The 23,940-nt window shown below is 58.9% G+C and carries 21 protein-coding genes; 16 read left to right on the top strand and 5 right to left on the bottom strand.

Features of this window, described 5'->3' with window-relative positions; all coding sequences use genetic code 11:
- Positions 1-316 precede the first annotated feature (316 nt).
- The 5 genes from ACZ5AL_RS03050 to ACZ5AL_RS03030 all read left to right on the top strand — a co-directional run bounded on the left by ACZ5AL_RS03050 (position 317) and on the right by ACZ5AL_RS03030 (position 5,553).
- The gene (locus ACZ5AL_RS03050) at positions 317-1,708 is read left to right on the top strand and encodes a YfcC family protein (RefSeq protein WP_464512099.1); all 1,392 of its coding nucleotides are present in this window, start codon (positions 317-319) and stop codon (positions 1,706-1,708) included.
- Positions 1,709-1,747: 39 nt separating this feature from the next.
- A complete protein-coding gene (locus ACZ5AL_RS03045; RefSeq protein ID WP_464512098.1) occupies positions 1,748-2,491 on the top strand; it encodes an ATP-binding cassette domain-containing protein in 744 nt (247 codons plus the stop codon).
- Positions 2,492-2,503: 12 nt separating this feature from the next.
- Positions 2,504-3,988 (top strand): ABC transporter permease/substrate-binding protein, encoded by a 1,485-nt coding sequence (locus tag ACZ5AL_RS03040; protein WP_464512096.1) that lies wholly within the window; start codon positions 2,504-2,506, stop codon positions 3,986-3,988.
- Positions 3,989-4,063: 75 nt separating this feature from the next.
- Positions 4,064-4,597, top strand: coding sequence for a thioredoxin family protein (locus ACZ5AL_RS03035; RefSeq protein WP_464512095.1), 534 nt, complete (start codon positions 4,064-4,066; stop codon positions 4,595-4,597).
- A gap of 38 nt (positions 4,598-4,635) precedes the next feature.
- Positions 4,636-5,553, top strand: a complete 918-nt coding sequence (locus ACZ5AL_RS03030) for a histone deacetylase family protein (protein WP_464512094.1) — start codon at positions 4,636-4,638, stop codon at positions 5,551-5,553.
- A 163-nt stretch (positions 5,554-5,716) separates the two neighbouring features.
- Here ACZ5AL_RS03030 and prmC read toward each other — a convergent pair whose 3' ends face one another.
- Positions 5,717-6,595 carry a peptide chain release factor N(5)-glutamine methyltransferase gene (gene prmC / locus ACZ5AL_RS03025; protein WP_464512092.1) on the bottom strand — a complete coding sequence of 293 codons (879 nt, stop codon included), beginning with the start codon at positions 6,593-6,595 and terminating at the stop codon, positions 5,717-5,719.
- A complete protein-coding gene (locus ACZ5AL_RS03020) occupies positions 6,592-6,885 on the bottom strand; it encodes an acylphosphatase (protein ID WP_464512091.1) in 294 nt (97 codons plus the stop codon). The genes prmC and ACZ5AL_RS03020 overlap by 4 nt, the downstream gene beginning before the upstream one ends.
- A gap of 156 nt (positions 6,886-7,041) precedes the next feature.
- On the opposite strand from ACZ5AL_RS03020, the gene ACZ5AL_RS03015 reads away from it, so the two are divergent.
- Entirely contained in the window at positions 7,042-7,428 is a 387-nt protein-coding gene (locus tag ACZ5AL_RS03015) for a hypothetical protein (RefSeq protein ID WP_464512090.1), read from the top strand.
- 60 nt (positions 7,429-7,488) lie between these two features.
- Here ACZ5AL_RS03015 and zapE read toward each other — a convergent pair whose 3' ends face one another.
- Positions 7,489-8,514, bottom strand: coding sequence for an AFG1/ZapE family ATPase (zapE, locus tag ACZ5AL_RS03010; protein WP_464512088.1), 1,026 nt, complete (start codon positions 8,512-8,514; stop codon positions 7,489-7,491).
- 200 nt (positions 8,515-8,714) lie between these two features.
- On the opposite strand from zapE, the gene ACZ5AL_RS03005 reads away from it, so the two are divergent.
- From ACZ5AL_RS03005 to ACZ5AL_RS02965, 9 genes are all read left to right on the top strand, one after another.
- Entirely contained in the window at positions 8,715-10,097 is a 1,383-nt protein-coding gene (locus tag ACZ5AL_RS03005) for an RtcB family protein (protein ID WP_464512087.1), read from the top strand.
- A 433-nt stretch (positions 10,098-10,530) separates the two neighbouring features.
- Entirely contained in the window at positions 10,531-10,995 is a 465-nt protein-coding gene (locus ACZ5AL_RS03000; RefSeq protein ID WP_464512086.1) for a DUF4783 domain-containing protein, read from the top strand.
- Positions 10,996-11,022: 27 nt separating this feature from the next.
- A complete protein-coding gene (locus ACZ5AL_RS02995) occupies positions 11,023-15,132 on the top strand; it encodes a sensor histidine kinase (protein WP_464512084.1) in 4,110 nt (1,369 codons plus the stop codon).
- A 111-nt stretch (positions 15,133-15,243) separates the two neighbouring features.
- Complete coding sequence (bcp, locus tag ACZ5AL_RS02990; RefSeq protein WP_464512083.1) at positions 15,244-15,729, top strand: thioredoxin-dependent thiol peroxidase; 486 nt, start codon at positions 15,244-15,246, stop codon at positions 15,727-15,729.
- A 155-nt stretch (positions 15,730-15,884) separates the two neighbouring features.
- Positions 15,885-17,399 (top strand): Asp-tRNA(Asn)/Glu-tRNA(Gln) amidotransferase subunit GatB, encoded by a 1,515-nt coding sequence (gene gatB, locus ACZ5AL_RS02985; protein WP_464512082.1) that lies wholly within the window; start codon positions 15,885-15,887, stop codon positions 17,397-17,399.
- A gap of 84 nt (positions 17,400-17,483) precedes the next feature.
- Positions 17,484-18,887: a peroxiredoxin family protein gene (locus ACZ5AL_RS02980; RefSeq protein WP_464512080.1), complete on the top strand. Its 1,404-nt coding sequence runs from the start codon at positions 17,484-17,486 to the stop codon at positions 18,885-18,887.
- Between the two features lie 57 nt (positions 18,888-18,944).
- Positions 18,945-19,502 carry a class I SAM-dependent methyltransferase gene (locus ACZ5AL_RS02975; protein ID WP_464512079.1) on the top strand — a complete coding sequence of 186 codons (558 nt, stop codon included), beginning with the start codon at positions 18,945-18,947 and terminating at the stop codon, positions 19,500-19,502.
- Positions 19,503-19,548: 46 nt separating this feature from the next.
- A complete protein-coding gene (tpiA, locus tag ACZ5AL_RS02970) occupies positions 19,549-20,310 on the top strand; it encodes a triose-phosphate isomerase (protein WP_464512078.1) in 762 nt (253 codons plus the stop codon).
- A gap of 132 nt (positions 20,311-20,442) precedes the next feature.
- The gene (locus ACZ5AL_RS02965; protein ID WP_464512076.1) at positions 20,443-21,486 is read left to right on the top strand and encodes a beta-ketoacyl-ACP synthase III; all 1,044 of its coding nucleotides are present in this window, start codon (positions 20,443-20,445) and stop codon (positions 21,484-21,486) included.
- A gap of 349 nt (positions 21,487-21,835) precedes the next feature.
- Here the strand turns inward: ACZ5AL_RS02965 and ACZ5AL_RS02960 are convergent, their stop codons facing one another.
- Both ACZ5AL_RS02960 and idi read right to left on the bottom strand, forming a co-directional pair.
- Positions 21,836-22,123, bottom strand: coding sequence for an FmdB family zinc ribbon protein (locus ACZ5AL_RS02960; protein WP_464512075.1), 288 nt, complete (start codon positions 22,121-22,123; stop codon positions 21,836-21,838).
- Between the two features lie 165 nt (positions 22,124-22,288).
- Positions 22,289-22,897 (bottom strand): isopentenyl-diphosphate Delta-isomerase, encoded by a 609-nt coding sequence (idi, locus tag ACZ5AL_RS02955; RefSeq protein ID WP_464512074.1) that lies wholly within the window; start codon positions 22,895-22,897, stop codon positions 22,289-22,291.
- A gap of 193 nt (positions 22,898-23,090) precedes the next feature.
- On the opposite strand from idi, the gene ACZ5AL_RS02950 reads away from it, so the two are divergent.
- Positions 23,091-23,474, top strand: coding sequence for a 2Fe-2S iron-sulfur cluster-binding protein (locus tag ACZ5AL_RS02950; RefSeq protein ID WP_464512072.1), 384 nt, complete (start codon positions 23,091-23,093; stop codon positions 23,472-23,474).
- Positions 23,475-23,940 lie beyond the last annotated feature (466 nt).

Raw genomic sequence — 23,940 nt, 5'->3', positions numbered from 1 at the left:
GGTATGGACGGGGGCTCGCACCGAATCGCCCCAGTCCATATTTCCTGTCATGTTGAGCAAGCGAAGGCCCCCCCAGGGCCCGGAGCGCGTCGAAACATCTCGTCGGCGCTCAGCAGCTACTGGCAAACCAACAGCCTTGCCCATTTCGGAGGAGATCTTTATTCGCTGCGCTCGCCTGTCCCGGACCTGATCCGGGATCTCGCTGCGCTTGTGTCAGACTCCGCCCCTGCTAAACGCAGCTGCTCCGCTCAAGATGAAAACATAAAGCGGGGGGCGTTGTCCACCCAAACTTTGACCTGCTACACAACACTACTTCATGCTTCGCAACCTCCTCGAACGCGTTTCGGTGCCGCACACGCTGGTGCTCCTTCTCGGCTTTCTGCTTATCGCATGGACGGCCACGCACATAATTCCGGCGGGCGCCTTCGAGATGACTACCGACGAGGAGGGCCGCGAGGTGGTCGTGCCTGGCACCTTCGAGACGCTCGATGAACAAAACGGGGCTTCTATCACCGAGCTGTTTACCGTCATCCCCCGAGCGCTGGCCGATGCGCAGGGCATCATCTTCTTTGTGCTTATCGTAGGCGGTGCGCTGGCCGTGGTGCGCGAAACCGGCACCATCGACGCAATGCTCGGACGCGTGCTCGACCGCTTCGGACAGTCGCCCCTCCTGCTCATCACGGGCGGTATGGCGATGTTCGCCGGCGCTTCGGCGACCTTCGGCATGGCGGAGGAGTACATTCCGTTCGCCATCATTCTCGTGGCGCTGTGTCTGGCTATGAAGCTGGATGCCATCGTGGCTATCGGCACGATGGTGGTAGGCTATGGCATCGGATACGGGGTAGCGCTGCTCAATCCGTTTACGTTGCTGGTGGCGCAAGACGTGGCGGATGTCGCCCCCGGTTCGGGGATGGGATACCGCGCTGCGCTCATCGTTCCATTTCTCGCGGTAGGCGTTCACCACGTATGGCGCTATGCCCGTCGCATCCAACAGGACCCGATGCAGAGCCTGGTGCACGATGTGCCCGCCGCGCAGGAGCACGACCTGGGCGATATCCCCGCACTGCAGAATCACCACTGGGGCGTCTTCGCCATTACAGTGGGTGCGCTTGGCGTGCTGGTGTGGGGCATCATTCAGTACGGGTGGTACCTCACAGAGCTCAGCGGGCTGTTCATCGTGCTCGCGCTGGTGGCGGCTCCGGTCGGGCGGCTCGGGGCAGATGCAGCCGCAAAGGCATTTTCAAAAGGCGCGGCTCAACTTGCCGGCACCGCCCTGCTCATCGGAGTGGCCCGAGCGATTGCACTTATCATGGAGGATGCGGAGGTCCTGCACACGGTTGTGTACGCCGGCGCCTCGCTGCTGGAGTGGGGCACCGCCGAGGTGGCCGCCGTGGGCATGCTCTTCGTGCAAAGCGTGCTGAACCTGGTCATCCCCTCGGGCAGCGGACAGGCGTTCGTGACGATGCCGCTCATGGCGCCGATTGGCGATCTGCTCGGCGTATCCCGCCAGATTAGTGTGCTTGCCTTTCAGCTGGGCGATGGCCTCATGAATATGATCGTGCCCACAAATCCGGTGCTCATGGGCATCCTCGGACTGGCTGGCATCCCGTACGATCGCTGGCTGCGTTTTATCGGACCGCTCATTCTGAAGCTGCTCGCCCTGAGCGCTCTGGCCCTGGTGGGAGCGGTGTGGATTGGCTACGCGTAGTCCATCCTCCGGGCCCCTATTTCTGCTTCCCACCTGCCCATGGTCACACTCCGCAACGTCACCAAAACATTCGACACAACCCGTGCCGTCGACGATGTCTCGCTCGACATAACGGAGGGGAAGACGACCGTGCTCATCGGACCCAGCGGATGCGGCAAGTCAACGCTGCTGCGACTGATCATCGGCCTCATTCAGCCGGATACGGGCACGGTTTCCGTTCAAGATACGCCCCTTGCCGCCTCCGACATGCGTGCGCTGCGTCACCGTATGGGATACGTCATTCAGAAAGGCGGGCTCTTCCCGCATCTGAGTGCCCGCGAGAACGTGGCGCTCCTGCCCCGACACCTCGGCTGGTCGAGCGACCGCATCGAGGAGCGCATCCGCACGCTGGTGGATCTGGTGCAGCTTCCCGCCGAGCGCCTTTCGGTGCATCCTCCGCAGCTGTCGGGCGGGCAACGGCAGCGCGTGAGTCTGATGCGTGCGCTCATGCTCGACCCGCCGCTTCTGCTGCTCGACGAACCGCTGGGGGCGCTCGACCCGCTCATCCGTGCCGACCTGCAGACCGACCTGCGGCGCATCTTCCAAACACTCAACAAGACCGTGGTGCTCGTGACCCACAACCTGCACGAGGCCGCCTACTTTGGCGACCAGATTGTGCTGCTACGAGAGGGCAGCGTAGCACAGCACGCCCCCTTCCGTGCGCTTCTCAACGATCCCGCATCCCGTTTCGTGTCTGACTTTGTGCAGGCGCAGCGATCGCTCGCCTCCGCACTCGATACGTAGAGCCTTTCTGCTATGCTTCGCTTCTTCTGCTTTGCCCTGCTCCTGTGCTGCCTTAGCGCGGGGCCTGCCGCCGCGCAAGATTCGACGCTCACCGTGGGTTCAAAAGCGTTCACCGAGAGCGTGGTGCTGGGCTGGGTGGCTACCCACGCGCTAAACGATACCGGCCTGCAGGTGCAGCATCGCGAACAGCTGGGCGGCTCTCGCTTTCTGTGGGAGGCACTCGTGCGCGGCGACATCGATGCGTATCCCGAATACACCGGCACACTCATCGAAGAGATTCTGGCGGATGCCGACGTGACGCCCGACACCCTGCCCGATGTGCTGGCCCGCCATGGCATCCGCATGACCGGCGAGCTCGGCTTCAACAACACCTATGCGCTGGGGATGCGTCCGGAGCACGCCGAAGCGCGTGGCATCACCCGCATCTCGGACCTGCGCGAGCATCCTGACCTGCGGGTCGGGTTCACCAACGAGTTTATGGATCGCGGCGACGGCTGGCCCGCGCTGCGACAGGCGTACGATCTCCCATTCGATCCGCAAGGGCTCGATCACGATCTGGCGTACCGTGCCATCGCCAACGAAGCGCTCGATGTGATAGACCTCTACTCGACCGACGCTGAAATTGAACGCTACGGCCTGCGCGTCTTGCACGATGACAGAGACCACTTTCCCGACTATCAGGCGGTGCTGCTCTATCGCGCCGATCTGCAAGAACGTGCGCCGTCGGCAGTCGATGCGCTGAAAGCCCTGGAGGGACGTTTTCCTGCTGACACCATACGCGCCCTAAACGCCGAAGCCGCCGTGCAAGATCGTCCCGAACGCGAGGTTGCCGCCGCGTTTGTCGAGCGCGCACTGGGCATTGCGCCATCCGCCGCGATGACCTCCGACACGCGTGCCAATCGCGTGTGGACGCGCACGCAAGAGCATCTGGCCCTCACCGGGGTGTCGCTTGTGCTGGCCGTGCTGCTGAGCATTCCGCTTGGCATCGTCGCCGCGAAAACAGCGTGGGTAGGACCTGGGATTCTGCTGGCGGTTGGACTTACCTACACCGTGCCGTCGCTGGCGCTGCTCGCGCTGATGGTGCCGCCGCTGGGCGTGGGGTACGTGCCCGCGGTAACGGCGCTGGTCATCTACAGCCTGCTCCCCATTGTGTGGAATACATACACCGGCCTGCGCGACATCGACCCGCCGCTGCTTGAGTCGGCCCGTGCACTTGGTCTGACGGCGTGGGCCATGCTTCGTCGCGTGGAGCTTCCGCTGGCGGCCGCATCGGTCTTTGCCGGAATCAAGATTGCTGTGGTCATCAACGTGGGCACGGCCACGCTGGGAGCGCTGATTGGGGCCGGGGGATACGGACAGCCGATCCTCACCGGCATTCGTCGCGCCGATCTCGGACTCATCCTCGAAGGCACCCTACCCGCGGCGGTGCTTACGGTGTTTCTGCTTGGACTGGTCGAAATCACTGAGCGCGGACGGAAAGGGCATGTCCCTTCGTAGCAACTGCTTCTGGAACCTTGTCGTATCAAGTTCTATCGTAATGGTCCTGTTTTTCTCCTTGATTCTACTTTTCCTATGGATACGGCTTCGTCTCGCATCGCCCCACTTGTTCTGGTTTTCGTTATGGGCGCGCTTGTAGCCACGCCGCTGTCTGCCCTTGCCCAGTCGAGTCCAGACGGCACCTTTCAGGAGGCAGACATGCCTATAAGTTCCATGGAGGAGGCCTTTACAACGGCGGAAGCCGAGGGCAAGTCCGTCTTTATTGATGTGTACGCTCCGTGGTGTCCCCACTGTCAGCGGCTTGAAGAAGAGGTCTACGCCGATGCCGAGGTGCAAGAACTCATGCACGAGCACTTTGTGATGGTTCGCTTGAACGCCGACGACCCGGAGGAGGAGCATGTCTTTGAGGGAGAAACGTACACGGGCCCCGAACTGGCCAGTGCATTTGGGGCGCACGGCTTTCCAACGCTCATTTTCATGGACGACCAGGCTGAGCACATCGGCACGCTACCCGGCGCGGTCGATCGCGAGGACTTCCTGCTCCTGGTTCGCTATGTAGGTACCGGCGCCTACCAAGAGCAGGCCCTCGACGACTATGCCGACGAGTAAACCGCCTGCCGTCTTCCCATCGTTTTCGAGTTGATTGCATGCGCGCCAGCTATTGCGATGCGTACTACGTTCCGTTGCCCGACGGGCATCCGTTTCCGATGGGCAAGTTTCCTGCATTGCACGCACTTCTGCTTAACGAGGGGCTGCTGTCCCCCCAGGATGTCGTAGCACCGCGCCAGGCTGACTGGTCGGATCTGCTGCAGGTGCATACCGCGTCCTACCTGAACGCCCTGGCCGAGGGCACGCTCTCGCGCAAGGAAGAACGGCGCATGGGCCTGCCGTGGTCGCCGCGCCTCGTGCACCGCTCGCGCGTGGCTGTGCAGGGAACCCTCAACGCGGCCTACATGGCGCTCGAAGACGGCGTAGCGGCCAACTTAGCCGGCGGGACGCACCACGCGATGCCCGGTCATGGAGAGGGCTTCTGTGTGTTGAATGATGTGGCTGTGGCCATTCAGGTGTTGCGGCGCGCGTGCTGGGTAAACCGCGTCTGCATCGTCGATCTGGATGTGCATCAGGGCAATGGCAATGCGGCCTTTTTTGCGGATACGCCTACCGTGTACACCTTCTCGATGCATGGCGCCAAAAACTACCCCTTCCAAAAACCGCCATCCTCCCACGATGTGCCCCTTCCCGATGGCTGCTCAGACGACGCCTATCTCGATACGCTAACCACGCATTTGCCCGCCGTGCTCGACGTAGCGCGCCCCGATCTCGTGTTCTACCTGGCAGGTATCGATGTGCTGGCGGACGACCGATTCGGACGCCTCGCTCTGACTCGCGATGGGCTGCATGCGCGCGACCGCTTCGTGCTGCGCACGCTCCACCAGCAGGATGTGCCTGCTGTGCTCTTGCTTTCCGGCGGATATGCTGACACCCCCGAAGAAACCGCCGATCGACACGCCGTGATGCACCGCGAAGTTGCTGCCGTGTATGGCCGCTCTTCTGCCGTGCATTGATAAAGACGCTATTGGTCTGTCACACCTGACAGCTGGAAGATTCCCCTTGGGTTCATCAGCGGGATAACCGTGGTCGATACGGTCTGTTGGGACGCAGAGCGTCCACCGCTTCGTCGCGACGCGGAGCATCGCGACGAGTATCATGGTGTTGGGGAAGTGATTATCACGCAGACGACTCCGCAGGCGGCTGCCCCCATACCATGCGGGGCCGGTCAGCCAAGTCGCGCGCCCAGTCCACATTGGTCCAGCCGTGTGCGCGAAACAACTCGGCCACCGCGGTCGCGCCCTCGTCGTGCGTTTCCACGAGCAGGTATCCGCCGGGCTTCACAGCGTGGCGTCCCCAATCGGCGAGCGCCCGGTAGAAATGCAGCGCATCATCGCCGGCAAACAGCGCCTCGGGCGGATCGTAATTGCGCACCACCGGGTCGAGCGTATCGGCTTCGCTATCGGGGATGTAGGGCGGGTTTGAGATGAGCAGATCCAGGTCGGTGGGGGCATTCGCCCTGGCGTCATAGGCGGCCATATCGAAGTGCATCCAGTCGATGTGCAGGTCCAGTGCCGCTGCATTGCGCTGTGCCACGCGGAGTGCCGCCTCCGATACATCGCCCGCCGCCACCTCCGCCGACGGACGCTCGTGTTTTATGGCACAAGCGATGCACCCGCTTCCTGTGCCTGCGTCGAATACGCGAGGCGTCGTGCATCCGGCGATAAGCTGTAGCCCTTTCTCGACAACGATCTCCGTTTCCGGGCGCGGCACCAGCACATCATCATTTACAGCCAAGCGCAGTCCGTAAAACTCGGTATGACCCAGCACATGCTGCAGCGGCTCACCCGACCTGCGGCGCGCGATGAGTGTGGCAAATGCCGTTCGGTTGGCCTCTGAAAGCGTCGTATCCCCCTGAACCAAGAGCGACGTTGTGGACTGGCCGCATACCTCGGCCAGGAGCCAGCGCGCCTGTTGATCGGGGCGCTGGCCGGTATTGGCAAGCTGCTGCGCCCCCCACTGCAGAGCGGCATGAATACGCTTAGGAGGACGGCTCATGTGTACGCGACCTCAAAATGCTCGAACTCTCCTTGGGCAGCGTCCCACGTCACATCAACCTCTTCAACGCGTGCCGAGGGCGGTCCGTCATGCACCGCATCCAGCAACGTATTGAGGGCCTCCTGGCGACCTTCCGCCTCAAGACGAACGGTACCGTCGGGTTCGTTACGTACCCAGCCCACAACGCCCAACTGTTGGGCCGTGGTGCGGGTGAAATATCGGAAGCCGACACCCTGTACGCGTCCGCTGATTTGGGCCGACAAACGTTGTGCCTCCGCAGGAGTATTCATAATGTGCAAAACAGCTTGATGATGACGACATTGGACTGATACATACACCTTGCACCGTACGCGTTTCCGTTTTCTTTCGCGTTGCACGACCTGTTTGGAATGATTGAGGGTTACTTGCTTTCGTTTTCACGATGATTAAACCCACATAGTTGAGCCATGATGACTACGCTGAAGCCGTCTCTCTGGATTGTCCTGCTTCTTGTGGGGAGCCTCTGCGTTGCATGCAGCGCTTCGGAACCGCCGCTATCAAATGGGCAGGGTGGGGCCGCTCCATCTCCGGGAGAGGACGAAGGCCCTGACCCGGATAATGTGGTGAATACCACGGGGACAGTAGTATTCAAAGAAATGGAAGGAGGATTCTGGGGCATCATTGCGAGAGATAGCACGCAGTACGACCCCGGAGATACGCTTCCCGATTCGCTTCGAACCGAAGGGCTGGAAATCCGCTTTGAGGGGGAAGCCAACCCCGGTGCTCCCTCAATGCGCATGTGGGGCACCCCCATCGATATTATCGAAGCGATGCCACTCGACCATGCTGAGTAGTTCAGGCTGCGTAGTCAGAGAGGGCCTTGCGCACCAACGGATGCGTATTCCTGCAATGATTTAGCGTGAGGGCGCCGCATCTGCGGTGACGGGCGCTTCAGTTACATGCTCTACGGTACACATAGCATGCAACCGCGACACAGTGCGCGTGAACTTTTCAGCGATGGCCTGTGCAAGCCCGGCAAACTGGTCGGGGGCAAACCAGTCATCGGGAGGGGTGGAGGAGGTCATATACAGCGTGGGAGGAGATGGCGCTGTGTACAGCGCATCCACCACGCGCAGAAGGCGCAGCGCGTCGTCGGTGTCTTGAATGGAGACGTCGTACAGCCCCAGCTTCTTGTGCGCGATAAGGGATTCGACCAGCTGCTCGTGCGCTGTCGTCTGGCTGCGTGTGCGAAAGGCATCGAACGAAAGACACCATCCGTCGGCTACGGCCTGCTGCAGCCGTGGGCGCGTCGTTTCGGGCGAGCCCACCCAGATGGTGCCCGGCCGGGCCTCGGGATGCTCACGCCGATGATCGGGGCCCTGCACGGGATGCAGCGTGTACCGATCGCCAAACGCGTTGCGTAGAAATTGCGGAAATCGGCTGGCTCCTACGTTTGTGCGCTCAAAGGCCTCTGGACGCACGTTGCTGGTGGCGAGCAGAAAGACGCCGGCATCGTTCAGCGCCTGAAGCGTATGAACAAGACGTGCCTCATTGGCCGGATCGTCGATCTCCACTTCGTCTAAGCAAAGCACGGTGCACTGGCGTGCAATAAAGGCGGCTACCTCTTGAGGGGGAGCCGTTTGCTGAAACAAGGTGCGGCTATGTGCGAATCCGCACGGGGTATCGGGCTCTAAAGCATGATAGGCGGCCGCCAGCAAATGCGTTTTCCCCGTTCCTACAGGACCAACCAGATACAACCCGCGGGGGACACGGCCGGAGGTCCACAAGCGCTGCAGACGATCCGACCACGAAACGTTCCACGGAGCCGATTCGACGAACGCTTGCACGGCGTTGGCCCCCTTTTTCTGAGTAGGATGTGCGGGGACATAGTTGCTAAACGACGCCGTGGCAAATCGATCGGGAAGAGCAAGCGAAAACACAGGCACGTCTATCAGCAACCAGCAACTTACGAACAGTGAATGCTCTATACTTCTTGGCTGCACGCCCTGTTCGCCACCCGAAACGGAACACGTAAAATGTTACGGTGATTAAACTACTCTACGTTTATTTTTGCCCACAACAAAATAGATGAGCTAGCTTAGGTGCACTTGCACGCTAAGTGGCTCCTCCCCCGGTGTATATGGATCGTTCCGATGTAGCGCAACTCAACGACTTCACCTGGGAATTGCCTGCGTCTGCGCATGCTGACATGCGCGTTCCCGTGCGATTCTTAGCCAATGAGGCGCTGCTTGAACGCATTTTACGCGGCCCCATGGTCCAACAAATTATTGACACGGCCTCTCTACCGGGCCTTGTCGGCCACCTTGTTGTGATGCCCGACGTATCCCCTGGCAAGGGGGCACCGGTTGGCATTGTAGCGGTGTCGAAGTATCCGGTGGGTGCAATTGCCCCCGCCGCGGTGGGGCGCGACATCAACACCGGTGTGCGGCTGCTCGGGTCGTCGATCCGTCTCTCGGATATTGAAGACAACCTCGACGGCTTTTACGATGCGCTTTGTGATACGATTCCTTGTGGCAATGACGCCGAAGGATCGCTGCATCTCAACAAAAGTGAAGTAGACCATGTGGCCCAATCGGGCGCGCAATGGGCGCTTCGTAATGACATGGCCCGCCAGGATGATTTGGTACGCGCCGAAGAAGGCGGGCGGCTCAATGAGGCAAAGCCCGACAAGGTGAGCGCCGCTGCCCGCGATGCCGGTGCACGTCAACTGGGTACGCTGGGCAGTGGAGCCCATTTCATTGAGGTGGGCGTGGTTGAGGAGGTCTACAATCGCGCTGCTGGGCTTACGATGGGGCTTCGCAAGGGGCGCCTTACCGTGCTCATTCACTGCGGATCGCGTGGCTATGGACGCCAGGTCTGTGATGACTATATCGCACGGTTTCAAGAAGCCGGTCCGTCGTACGATGCAACGCCCCCCTCGCCGGATCTCGCATTTGTCCCATTAGACGCCCCTGAGGCCGAAGACTACATCGGTGCCATGCGCGCTGCTGCCAACTACGCGTATGCCAACCGACAGGTGCTGGCCCACCGCGTTCGTGAAGCAGCCGATGATGCACTCGGCGGGCTCGGCGATCGGCTCCGCACGGTGTACGATGTAGCTCATACACTGGGCCATGTGGAGATGCATCAGATCGAAGACCGTCATGTGCGCTGCTACGTACACCGCAAGGGAGCCGCACGTGCCTTTGGGCCGGGCACACCTGGCATTTCGCTTCCATACCGCGCGCTCGGGCAGCCCGTGATTGTACCGGGCGAACGCAACGATACCTCATACGTCATGCTCGCCACACGCGATAGCATGAAGAAGAGCTACGGCTCAGCGTGCCATGGCGCAGGGCGCACCATCAGCGAGCAGGAGGTCCCTTCCGAACTGCCCCTCACTGACAACGACGGCGGTGTGCAAACAAAAGAAGCCGTTGGCCAAGTGGTAGATACGGTGGTAGGTGCTGGCCTCGCATCAAAAGTCGCTCGCATCCGCCCCCTTTCTGTGGTCAACAGCTAATGTCATATCACACCTGAACGCTGTGGAGGGCAGGGGCAATATTGTACAGGTGCGTAGACGCCCATTTGGCCAAACCGTATCGTTTATAAGACGGTATGTACGCGTTCATCCACCTTTTACACTTGCTCCGGATAGGCAATACCTCCTGGTTTAACGCCGTGCCTCCCACTTCAAAGGTACCGGTGTGGGTCGCGTGGATCAATAGGACAGCTTCTCTGGGAAGAACAGGATGCTACCACAGATACGGCAATCAACGCCGCCCACAGAACTCTTGAAAGATGCCAATCTAACGGAGCAGTAGGATGGGTATGGTCCTTGCGTCCATCTATAATCGAGGCGCTCTGTATCGTATGCTGTTCGGAGAGCCTTGTAGTTTGTGACGTGTGTCGCCTCCCTCTCGCGTCGTGCTCTGCCTGGTTCTATGGTACCGTTCATGCTTGCCCCGCCGTTGCAACTTATAGCGCGCCCCCTGCGCATCCTACTCGCTTTCTGCCTAATCAGCGGATTTTTCGTACCCGCTGCGTCCTGGGCCCAATCGTCATTACCCGACTCGGTAGACACCGCCCCTGCTGTAGACCGTGTGACTACCGCGTTTCAACATGGCGACCCGGAGGCCCTATTCGCTACAGCCGCCGACCGTGTAGAGCTTAGCCTGCTCGGTTCACGGTCGTTCTACAGCGCTTCGCAGGGCTTCTACGTAATGCGTAATTTTCTGCGCCAGCATCCGCCCAAACAGTTTGCCGTGCAGCGTACTGCATGGGCCGATGATAGTTTTTTTGTGATGGGGCACTTCCAGCACACACGAGCCGACGGCCCCGTCCGTGTAATTGTTCGTTTTGATTCAGATCCCCCCCATTGGATCCTCCATGAGTTGCGTGTTGAGGCCGAGCGTCGTTAACATGTACAGTACTTGAGGCTCTCATGGATGGATCGTCTACGAATGAGCATACGCTCGGCACGCTTCCGCACGTACTGGATTATTACTGGGCTGCTTGTAGTATGCCTCCTTGCTCTATGGGGGTGGCGCAGCTTCATGACCGAATCCAGTGTAGAAGCCCGTACGAGCGACCAAGTCGAGCGCGTACAGAACCAGATCATTGATCGATACAAATCCCTACGCACGCGCCTGGTGCGCCAGGCCCAAACATTTGCAACCGACTCAACCATCGTGCGCGGCTTGCGCACGGCCTCTGGCCCGGTGCGTCCTACGCCACTCACCAATTACCTCGCTACGCTCAATCTAGACGACCGGACTGCCGTCGAGGTCTACTCCCCGACACCACGTCTGCTGGCCTGGGCAGGCTTTAGCATGCCACTTGACCGTGCCCCCGACCACGAAGCCTTTCTCTCTGAAACACAGGTGTCCATCGTCTCCCAAAATGGCGTACGCACCGCACTGGTCGTCTGGGTTCCGGTACGTGACAATGACCGCGTTGTAGGGGCTGTACGACTGATGCGCCTCGTTGACGTATCTCCGCCCGTGCAAAACCGCTTCCTGGAAGCGTATCGTATTAGCGATGACTGGTCGCACCGCGTCCGTCTTCCAATTGATGTGTCGTGGGGATATGACCTACCCGACCCCTCATCGCCCTCAGCAGTATCGCTGTACCTGTACGACTTACACCAGCGCATCGTAGGACACGTCCAGGTTATCCTTCCCTCGGTAAGCCAACGCCTCATCTTACAGCAAGAACGCATCGACCGGCTCCTTAGCGGTGTAGGAGCGTTCCTTCTGATTTGGCTCCTCATGGGCGGCACATGGTGGCATCATAACAAATGGAAGCACGCCGATCGCGAACACCTGTCGACCCTCGTGGCGCCCGCATTACGCATGGGCGGACTCTTGGCCGCACTGGGGGCTGCACGATATCTGTTGATCTATTTCGACATTCCGGCGCAATGGCTGGAGGGTATGGGAGTAGGACGTGCTCTTTTTGACCCCACCAACCTGGCTTCGGGAATTGGACGAGGCCTCATGCAATCGGTTGGAGATCTCCTGATTACGGGATGTGTAGCTCTTTTCATCGGGGGCGGGCTCTTCCACCTTGCAACCAAGTTTCGGCTTCCGTCCTCGCTTTCGGACCCCCCCTTTTCCGGATTTACCTCAATAGCTCCGCATCAACGCTCTTGGATCGCCAGCCTTGGACTGATTGCTGGCTACGTTGTCATTGTTCTGGGAGGCGGGTTGCTGCTCGGGTACATTGTGGAACGGACCGTACTCGATAGTACCATCGACTTCTTCTCTCGAACAGGCATCCTTCCCGAACCGCTTACGCTGACCGTGTTCAGCGGACTCACCTTGCTTGCCATTGGAGGGCTGCTGGGGGCCATTGCCTTCTCGTGGATTACCATTCGCCTCCTGGCTCATGTATGGCCCCGATCGGCCTCACGAACGATCTATGCCGGTCTCTTCACCTGGGCCATCCTGGTGGCTGGTGCCGTGCTGTTTTGGGGCGAGCCGTCTAGCTTCATCACCATTGTCGTTGCGTTCGTCATTGCTGCAGGAACCGGCATCTTGGCATGGCAAGGCATGCGGTGGCCTCACTATGGACTCAACCAGCTCACCCTTCAACGCTTGCTGCCTGCGCTTATCATCCTGGCCACGCTGGTCTATGCCCTGCTATACGTTGGGCTAGACGAGCAACGCAAAAGCCGCATGGTCGAAGCCGGGCAATCATTTGCCGAGGGACGCAACCCGCACCTTCTGTTTGCCTTACAGCAAATTGTTGAAGGCGTAAGCACCGACCTCCAACGCTGGGAGACAGCCCCTGTCTTTGCCGATAGCTTGGATGCCGTAGCTACCGATGCACTGCGTAGCTCTCTGCTTACTTCCATGAGCCCCTACGAATCGCGGCTCATTCTTTTCGACTCTACCGGCACCCCACAAGCACAATATGCGGCCCCCGATGCCCAACCCCGCCGTGTGCGCATCACAAGCGAGGACGAGCGCATCTTTCAACGGATGCGAGTGCTTTACACCATGCAGGGCGGCACCGACCCCATTGCAACGCCACTCCCCGATGACCTGCGTCCAAGTCATCGACCAGGAACAGCAGCCGTGCAGTATGCCGGCTTACAACGCCTGGGCGGCCCCTCCCCCCTCCACTGGGTGCTCGTACGTGTAGAACCACGTGATGGCCTTCTGGGCACCAGCGGCAACATTCCCCGTGTGCTCCTTCCCGATGGCTCATACAGCGACCTCTATGCCGAACTCTCGTTAGCCGTTTTCGAGGACGGCATTCTGCAACGCAGCCAGGGCCCCCACGTAGGCGAAGGTCGGCTTGCAGCTCCCCTGCTTCAGCGGCTGCAGAACGAAACGTCGTTCTGGGTCCGCAACCACGACCATCACCCTAGCCATATCACGCACTATCGCACGGTCGATGCCGATGCGAATACCGTGGTGGCCGTTCGCCTTCCCACCCTGATGGCATTCGACCACCTGTACTACCTCTTTCGCATGACAATTGCCGCCTTTGGAATTGGCGGCCTCCTCTATCTGCTTGGCCTTGGGGCGCGTTACCTGATGGGGCTGGTTCCGGCCTCCCGCACTCGGTTTCGTGATAAAGTGCTAAATGCATTTTTAGGTGTGGGCGTGGCCGCCGCTGTGGCAGTTGGCATTGTAGGCGTGCAGGTCGTCAAAGATGAAACCGAACGCACAGCCGACCGACGCCTCAGCGACGCTCTCACACGCGTTGAAGAAACGCTCGCCCTGGAAGCACAGAGCGATGAACGCATCTTCCGCGCCGTGGAACGTACGGACATGAACACCCTGGCTATCCGCGTAGGCACCGATCTGGATGTGTACGAGAACGGATTGCTCACCGACACAAGCCGGCCCCGCCTGGTCCGCGATGGCTTGGTTGAGCCGCGGCTGCCCATCTCGGTGTATCATGCCCTGCACACCGAAGGACGCCGCTTTGCCACCGCCGAAACAACGATCGGGACGTTCAGCTACCGCGTGGGCTACCAGGCGTTGACTGATGAACAGGGACGCACCCGCTTTGTCATCGCTGTGCCGACGTTGGCTCAACAAGACCAGCTAGAAGAGGAACAGTCGCGCACCCTTGCCTATCTGTTTGGAGCGCTCCTCATGCTGGTTATTGTGGTCATGATCACCGCTTCGCTACTGGCCAACGCCATTGCTAAGCCCATTGGACAGTTGCGCGAAGGACTCGAAGCTGTGGGCGAGGGTCGTTTTGCACGCATTCTCCCGGTAGACACGCGCGACGAGATTGGAGAATTGGTGCACACATTCAATGAAATGCGCGACCAGCTTGCCGAGCAGCGCCGCAAGCTGGCCCAGCAAGAACGAGAGCTTGCCTGGCGTGAAATGGCACGCCAGGTGGCCCACGAAATCAAAAATCCGCTCACCCCCATGAAGCTCTCTATTCAGCACCTGCAGCGTGCATTTCAACGACACCAGTCTACCATCAGCGAACAGGATACCGCCTTTACCGATCTCTTCGAGCGCATCACAAGCACGCTCATCGACCAGATCAACACACTCTCGCGCATTGCCAATGAGTTTTCCTCATTCGCCCGGCTTCCGACCCGCGTTCTTGAACCGCTTGACCTGAACGAGGTCACTCGCGAGGGCGTCGAATTGATGCGTGAAGAGGCGCCTCCCGACTCCGTAACCGCAGCCTGGCACCCGCAATCTCTAGTGGTTGAGGCTGACCGCGAAGAACTACGACGCGTGATCATCAATCTGCTCAAGAACGCCTTGCAGGCCATCCCCGAAGAGCGCGCCCCCGACATTCGAGTGATTACAGCACAGCATCCCTCCAATGAGAGCCACCCGCATGGCACCGCCGAGGTGATTGTGCGCGACAACGGTGTGGGCATCCCTCCAGAGATGCATGAGAAGATCTTCCAGCCTAACTTCTCTACCAAAACCAGTGGCACCGGTCTAGGGCTGGCCATCGCCTACAAAACGATCAAGGAGTTAGACGGCACTATTACGTTTACCACCACCGAAGACGAAGGCACTACCTTCCGCGTTCGACTTCCGCTATCTGAGCCCGTAAACGCATAACCCTACCGCTCTTGTTGGAACGCCACGCCAGGTATAGGGTGCAAGCGATGCTACCTTCACGGTGCTCCGTGCCGGCTGCTCTATTCCTGTTGATCTACGACGCCCATTGCTATGCCCCCCACTATCAACCGTCTTGACGTAGGCACCACAGCCCCCGACTTTACCGCTCCTACCCAGACCGGCGAAACGATCCAGCTTTCCGACTACCGCGGGCAGTGGGTGGCCCTCTACTTCTACCCCAAGGACAACACCCCCGGCTGCACCAAGCAAGCCTGCTCACTCAGAGACGGGTACACCACGCTTCAAGATAAGGGAATTGCCGTGATTGGCGTGTCGGAAGATGGCGTGGATTCGCATGCCGATTTCGCCGATGAGTACAACCTGCCGTTCCCCCTCGTGGCTGATCCCGACCACAATATCTTGCTGGAATATGGCGTCTATGGCGAACGCAACCTCTACGGCAATACCGTTGTGGGCACAAAGCGCACCACGTACCTCATTGACCCCGAGGGCATCGTCCGACACGTATTTAAGCGCCCAAAAACCGATGCGCACGTTGACGAGATCCTTTCCAAGTGGGAGCCCCTGCAAGCGTAGGCACATGGCCTTCCACGCACCGACTGCTACGACCTCGGCTTGAACAATTTGCCCCTTTGGAAAGTAAATAGCCGAGTACGACCGCATCGGGCCCTGCCGCCTACACGCGGTTTCTTTTTTGCTGACTTCGTTATCTCCACGCCCTGTCTATTTCTATGCTGCACGAGTTGTACGAGCCTGTCATTGGGTTAGAAGTGCATTGCCAACTCCAAACGCACTCTAAAGCGTTTAGCCCCGAGGCCGCTACATACGGGCAGTCCCCCAATACCCAAGTTGATCCCGTAAGTCTGGGGCACCCTGGCACCTTGCCCGTACTCAACGAAGCGGCCATTGCTCACACCGTACGTATGGGGCTGGCTACGCATTGCAACATTGCCCCGCGTTCGGTGCTCGCTCGCAAGCATTACTTCTACCCGGACTTGCCGAAAGGCTACCAAATCTCGCAATACGACACCCCGCTGTGCTACGGCGGGTACCTCGAAATTGAAACAGAAGCACCCGACGATAAAGATGCCGAGGCGCCTCCCCGCAAGCGCATTGGCATTACGCGCATCCACCTGGAGGAAGACGCAGGCAAGTCAATTCATGACCGGGAGAGCACCCACACACTGCTCGATTACAACCGTTGTGGCACCCCGCTGATTGAAATGGTTTCCGAGCCCGACCTGCGCTCACCCCACGAGGCCTACCAGTACCTGCGCAAGGTGCGCCAGATTGTACGCTGGCTGGGCATCAGTGACGGCAACATGGAAGAAGGCTCGCTCCGCTGCGATGCCAACGTATCCATTCGTCCGCGCGGCCAGACCGGGTTTGGCACCCGTACCGAACTGAAGAACCTCAATTCCATCCGCAATGTCGAGCGGGCTCTGGAGTACGAGATCAACCGCCAGATGGTAGCTCGCGAACGCGGCGACTCCATCAGCCAATCGACCCTGCTGTGGGATGCCGATGCGCAGAAAACGCGCCCAATGCGCACCAAAGAGGCCGCCCACGATTATCGCTACATGCCTGACCCCGACCTGCCGCCCATCGTCGTAAAGCCCGAGCAGGTGGAGGCGTGGCGCAAGAGCCTTCCCGAAATGCCAGATACACGGTGCAAGCGTTTCATGAGCAGTCTGGGCCTTCCAGCATACGACGCTGAGGTCCTTACCGAAGAACGCGGGGTGTCGGACTATTTTGAAGAAACGCTCTCGGCGCTCTTCAAACGCACCAAAGGAGGCGATACCAACGCACAGGCCAAGGAAGTCGCCAACTTCGTAATGAGCGACGTGATGCGCACCCTCAACGAAACCGACTATACCCCCGAAACGCTTCCGGTTACACCACGCCGGTTGGCGCAACTGGTGTACCTGCGCATTGAGGACAAAGTAAGCTCCAGCGGCGCTCAAGAGGTGTTCGAACTGATGCTGGAGCACACCAACGCGTCCGCTGGCAAAGTGGCCGACGACCACAACCTCATTCAAGTGTCCGACCGCGGCGCCATTGAACCGCTTGCCGAGGCTGTGCTCGACGAGAATCCGGATAACGTCGAAACGTACCTCGATGGCAAAGATGGGCTCCTGGGCTTCTTTATTGGCCAGGTCATGCAACGCGCCGACGGATCGCCGAACCCCCAGATGGTACGCGATATCCTGAAAGAAAAACTTGAGGCACGCAAAGAAGCCACCTAACGTGGCCCGCGCCCGTTGTTGACTCTGCAGACAGCGCGTTGCCCTCCCCGTTTCTGTTATTCCACCACCTGCACCTTACCTTCCGTGACTGCTTGTTTTCACGCATCGACCCGCTCGGCGTTGCTCTTTAGCATGCTTGGAGCCTTCTTGCTCATTAGCGCCTGCGGCTCCAGCCAAGCGCAAGACCCCCCTCCTGTACAAAGCTTCTTCGAAGGCGTCATTACGGTAAACCCCGAGATTGACCCGACCCAGGACTACAGCGGTATCGACGTGCTTGTTATTCAGTCTACCGGACGTGAGGTGGATACGCTAGGCATTGCTACAACAGACACGTCAGGCGCCTTTTCTATGATGGTACGTGCCCCCGAACGGGCCGCGTATCCGTACGTTGTGCAGCGTCGTGGCAACACCCTTCACCAGGGCGAACTCGTGGTGGCCGAGGGCGACTCGGCATCGCTGCAGATGGAACTGCCTGTGCGCGGCATGGCTCGCATCCGATCCCCCGAGAACGATGCACTGATCGCCTACCGCAACACTATGGCCCTGCACCGCGAGGCGATGATCGAAAGCCTCCAAAACGACTTCGATGAGAACCGAATGGGCCAAACGATTCGCCAAACCAGTAGCATCTTGTGGGATCTGCGCGACAGTTTTCCCGGATCCTACGTCGGCGACCTGGCCGCTGTTGAGTCTATTACCATGTTGCAAGGCTGGAACGACTCGCTGGCGGTAGACCGCGCTACCACCATTCGTCCCACCAACCCCCGCTACGCCGACGCTGTACGCATTGCGCGCGAAGCCAAAGTAAACACGGAAGGGGTAGATGCGGCCCTCGACTTTGTTCACACTGCCCTTGACCGTGCGGTGGAGGCCCAAATCGACACCGAGGTGCAGGCCAGTCTCTTCGCCGAGATCGTGCAGACCTACCTTGACGATCTCGACTCTGAGAAGGCCCTCGCTGCTGCCAACGACCTGCAAAGCCGCTACCCCGACAGCCCCTGGGCCGACTGGGCCGCTCGCGCAGAGTACGAAGCGGAAAATCTTCTTCCCGGAAATGAAGCCCCTGACTTTGACGTGGTCACCACCGAAGGGCAGTCGCTCTCACTTGCTAACTTTGCTGATCAGCCGGTGCTCATCGAGTTTTACACGCCGCAGAGCGATCTCTACCGTGAGCAGGTGCCTACGCGCAATGCGATTTACAATGCAACCGAGGAGCAAGACCTCCAGATTGTGTCAATTTCGCTCGAACCCGACACCCTGCTCAATGAAGCCTTTCGTGATGGGCGCACCCTCCCCGGCTACCACGTCATTGCTTCCGAAGGCGATGAAAGCCCTCTGCTTGATACGTACAACATTGCATCGCTCCCCACACGTGTGTTAATTGATGCAGAAGGACGGATTGTCAACAAATACATTGGAACGGCCATCGTTGCCCTGCAAGACGACATTGCGGCACTGGACCCATCCGACGATCCGACCGAGGAATAAAGGAGCGTCTGCTTCCTTCGTTGAATCATTTTTTGCTCACTAACTGCTTGCTTTTGCATGGGTACGCTCTCCTATATCAAGAACTTCATCAAAGACCGTGATGTAGCCTCCATTACCCCCTCGTCTTCGCATCTGGTCAAACGAGTATGCCGGTGGATTGACTTTGACACCCCCGGCACCATCATCGAATATGGACCCGGTGACGGCGTTTTCAGTCGCTACATTGTGGAACACATGCATCCCGAATCGTCACTCGTGCTGGTGGAAAGCAACGATGGATTTGTAAACGATCTGCGTTCGCTAGAGCAACGCCACGACCAGGTCACCGTGGTGCATGACCGCGCCGAAAATGTGGCGTCGATTATGGAGGCCCAAGATATCGAGGAGGCAGACTACATCATTTCAGGCATCCCGTTCTCGTTTCTCGACGATGACGTGCGCACCGAACTAATCGAAACAACGTTTGCCGCACTCCACGATGATGGCAAGTTCTTGGTCTACCAGAATTATAACCACATGGAAGACCCGCTGCGCCATCACTTCCCGCATGTTGAGAAGGAATACATCCTCCTTAACATTCCGCCCATGTATGCCTACGAAGCGCGCAAGCAATAACGCGGCTTTTTGACTCGCTCTTTCCCCATTATCAACGGCCCCCTTTATGCTGATCGCTGGAAACTGGAAAATGAACACCACGGTGCCCGAAGCCCACGCACTGGCTGAAGGCATTGCCTCCGGCTACACCGATGCGCTCGACTCCATCGACATGTTGGTGTGTCCCCCTGCTATTAACATTCCGACTGTCGTGCAGGCGCTTGCGAATAGCCCTGTGGCGGTAGGCGGCCAACACATGCACGAGGCCGAAAATGGAGCGTTTACGGGAGAAACGGCAGCGCCCATGCTTACTGCAGCCGGCTGCACCTACGTCATTCTGGGCCACTCCGAGCGCCGTAAGCTCTTTGGCCTGACAGACGATGCCCTCAATGCCCAGGTAAAGCAAGCCCAAGCGCATGACCTGATTCCGGTGGTGTGCATTGGCGAAACCAAAGCACAACGTGATGCCGGAGATGCCAAATCCGTCGTTCGCAACCAACTGCATGCGGCCTTAGATGGCACCTCTGTGACCGCTGACACGCTGGTTGTGGCATACGAACCCGTGTGGGCCATCGGAACCGGTGACTCGGCCACTCCTGAGCAAGCCCAAGCGATGCACGCCTTTGTGCGGAGTGAGCTTGCCGAGTTGAGCACCCCCGATGCGGCTGCAGGCATCCCTATTCTGTACGGTGGCAGCATGAAGCCTCATAACGCAGAATCGCTACTCGGCCAACCCGACGTAGATGGCGGTTTGATTGGCGGCGCAAGCCTTCAGGCCGACTCGTTCCTCGAAATCGCTCGTATTGGAGCTGCAAAAGGTACGTCCTAAGCGCACAAGCAGCCCGCTGCTTCCAACATACCTGCTCCCCCCCATGCCTGGCTCCAAGCCGGGCATGGGTACACGACCGCGTTGGAAGCGATTCCAATAATCTCTCCTCCCTCGAATTAGTTTTTGGATCTCATGCCAAGCGGAAGCATCACGGGCTGGGGGCACTACGCCCCCAAGCGCGTCGTTACCAACCACGAACTCGAAACGTACATGGACACCAGCGACGAGTGGATTCGCTCACGCAGCGGGATCCGTGAACGTCGCTTTGCGGCTGACGACGAAACGACAGCCACCATGTCTGTTGAAAGTGGACGCCGCGCGCTGCACTCCGCCGGGGTAGCTCCCAGCGAGGTCGATCTACTGCTTGTCGCATCCTCCTCGCCCGACCACATTACGCCCCCGGTATCGAGTCAGGTGCAAGAGGGGCTGGGGCTTCCTTCTGTAGGAGCGATGCAACTTACGGTCGGATGCACCGGCTTTTTGTATGCGGTTGTTACTGCCGACCAGTTCATTCAGGCCGGCACCTGCCGCACTGTGCTCGTTATTGGGACGGAGCTTACCAGTCGATGGTTGAGCTGGAATAACCGGAGCACGGCTGTTCTCTTCGGAGATGGATCAGGAGCTGTTGTAATGCAAGCTACTGACGACCCCTCTGCCGGAATGCGAGGCCACATTTTGGGATCCGATGGCGCAGGAGCCGAGCACATTATTGTGCCCACAGGCGGTGTGGCTGAACCCGTTACCCACGAGGGCATCGAGCGCGGTGAGCCCACGCTTGAGATGAATGGGCGAGAGGTCTTCAAATTCGCAACGCGCATCATGCATCAGGCCGTCACCGAAGCCTTAGATGCCGCCGACTGCACCGTATCCGACATTGATCTGCTCGTACCGCATCAGGCTAACGCGCGCATCATTCAGTACGCCGCCGATGCACTGGGACTTGCAGATGATCAGGTCGTCATGAACCTGGATCGCTACGGCAATACGTCTGCAGCAAGCATTCCATTGGCCCTCTCGGAAGCGCTCAACGAAGGCCGTGCTGAACCCGGCGACACCCTGGCGTTTGTCGCGTTTGGTGCCGGGCTTACCTGGGGTGCTACCGTAATGGACTTGCCCGACCCGCTCCCCGCTCTGCAGAATACTTCAGACACTGACGCTGCACGCGTGCCTGCCTGAGCAGTACCAGACTTGGAGACGCAGACGACATCGCGGACGTGCTCGATGGGTCGTAGGCTTCCTCCTCGTGATGGCGATTCCGGACTATCTCCCTCGACGTTCAACAGCTACGATCGAGTGGGCAACCTTCCCTATCTCGCTGTCATCCCGACGTCCCCGGCGGAGGGATCTCAACGCCCGCCGTCAGCCCACCTGACACCGCGCACAAGAAACCACTCCGCCCTCCTACAAAGCGAACACGCGGAAACAGAAAGACGCAGAGCATCGCGACCAGGGTTCAAGGGCAGGCGTTTTTCTCGGTACGTTAGCGGGCACATGCGTTACCCGAAGATTGACCTGTGACACAGCACTACGCTGAACTATTTTCTGTGCTAGTGTCTTTCGATGTGCTACTCGCGGAGGCGCTGTCACTTTCAGATCCATTACTGGTAGATCCATTATTGCCGTTGTTGGCGCCGCTTCGCTTATAATCGGTCTCGTAGAAGCCACTCCCCTTAAAGATGAGCCCGGCCGATCCGCTAATGATGCGAGTTACCGGCTGTCCCGTTTCAGGGCACTCCGTAAGCGGATCATCTTTAATCGATTGCTTGATCTCGAACTTGGTTCCGTCTTCACGACGGTACACGTAAGTGGGCATAACAGGCAGAACGTGGATTAGATCGAACACACTAACTAAGCGGCTGTAAGCGACAAAGCGTCTGAGCACAGGGATTCGCCGCTCATCTCCCCACCCATACCCGCGTAGGCTTGTTCCATCGTTACAGCTAAGCCTGCGCCTCAACTACGCAATTCTACGCTCTTTTTAGACACGTTCCTCTTGCACTACTTGGATTGGCGTAGCCGTAGAAAGAGGGGGGTCTGTAGCATCTTCATGGAGCAGATGGGCGTCTGGATATACCGTGCCCGCATGCTCCAGCACACGATCCAGTACAATTTTGAACCATGCTGTGTACTGCTCAGGATGCGCATGCACATCCTGACGCAGCGCTGCAGGAGCAACCCACGTCCAGTCTTGCACCTCATCTGGATTGGGCACAACCGTGGGCGCCGCCTGTCCAATGAGCACGTGGTCGTACTCATGCTCGGTCATCGTATCAGAAAGCACGGCGCGATACGTAAATCGAAAGGCCGGGTCTAAAGGACATTGAAACCCCATCTCCTCACGCAACCGGCGCTGCGCTGCCTCGGCCACTGGCTCTTCAGGAAAAGGATGGCTGCAACACGTGTTTGACCACAGTCCCCCGGAATGGTATTTCTCTGAATTGCGCTGTTGCAGTAACAAGCGTCCATCGGCATCAAACACAAACACAGAAAACGCTCGATGGAGCCAGCCTTCCTGATGGGCTTCGAGTTTATCGGCGACTCCGACCGGCGCATCGTGCGTGTCGACCAGTACAACTTGATTGGACATAGCAGGGAACGGTGTGTGATAGTAAGCACAACATACACGCAGGCAGTATGCCATGTGTTGCCCCACAACGGCCTCCTTCCATCAAGCAATTACGCATTTATTTCAACTTGAACGACGAGCACACTGCACATTGCGTCTCCGTTTTGTATGCTGTGAATGTTCGTACTTCTGTTTTATTATTCCCGTACCGCGTATGCCGACTCTCACAATTCAAGGCGAAGGCTCTGTCGAAGTGCCCAGTGGAACCCGTCTTGTTAATGCCATCCGTGACGCCGGTGTTGACATTGGCCATCGGTGCGGCGGTCATGCCCAGTGCACCACCTGCCGCGTCGAGATCCACGAAGGCGAGCCCAGTACCATGACCAAAGCTGAGCACGAAAAGCTCGATACGATTCGGCAACTCGGCACACTGCGCCTGGCATGCCAGATCCGCGTTGAAAACGACATGACGGTTACCCCGCTGATGCGTCTTGAAGATCAAGAAGCATGGGACGATACCGGTCCTGCTCCTGCCGATACCATCGAACCCGACGACACCCATTACCCGATCGATTCGTTATCGGATACCCCCGCATAGCGTATTCTAAGTGCGTTCAACGATGCTTTTGAGGGCGAGAATGTCGGCTGGTTTTGCATCCCTCTGCGATTGGGCTTGAGAGCGTCCATCTCCACAAAGACGGTAGCGGTTAACTTCTACGTGATCGTTTCCGGTCTTGCGGACGATGGCTCCGCAGGTCATCCTGACGCCGATAGACGGACGAATCTCAGCGCAGCCTGCTCATGCCCTGCATAGTTCCGCGCGTTGTGGCGTTCCCATGTGCCTCTACCGTAGAGTCCTCTGCAGACACGTAAGGGCCGGGCCGGCGGGGCCTGCGGTCACTTAGCCCTCCAGTAACCGACTGCCCGCGTGCGAAGTCCCCGCATAATTGCTTCGATATGTCGGATTCTCATTGATGGGTAGCGAACCGCACCGGCTCGGTATGCATTTTATACGGTGCCGTTCATATACCGAACGGTCCCCACCCCCTTGTTTCCGCCTTCGG

This window comes from Natronotalea proteinilytica (assembly GCF_055379935.1).
Note: the sequence above shows the minus strand (reverse complement) of the source record. Positions and strands in the feature narration are given on the sequence as shown.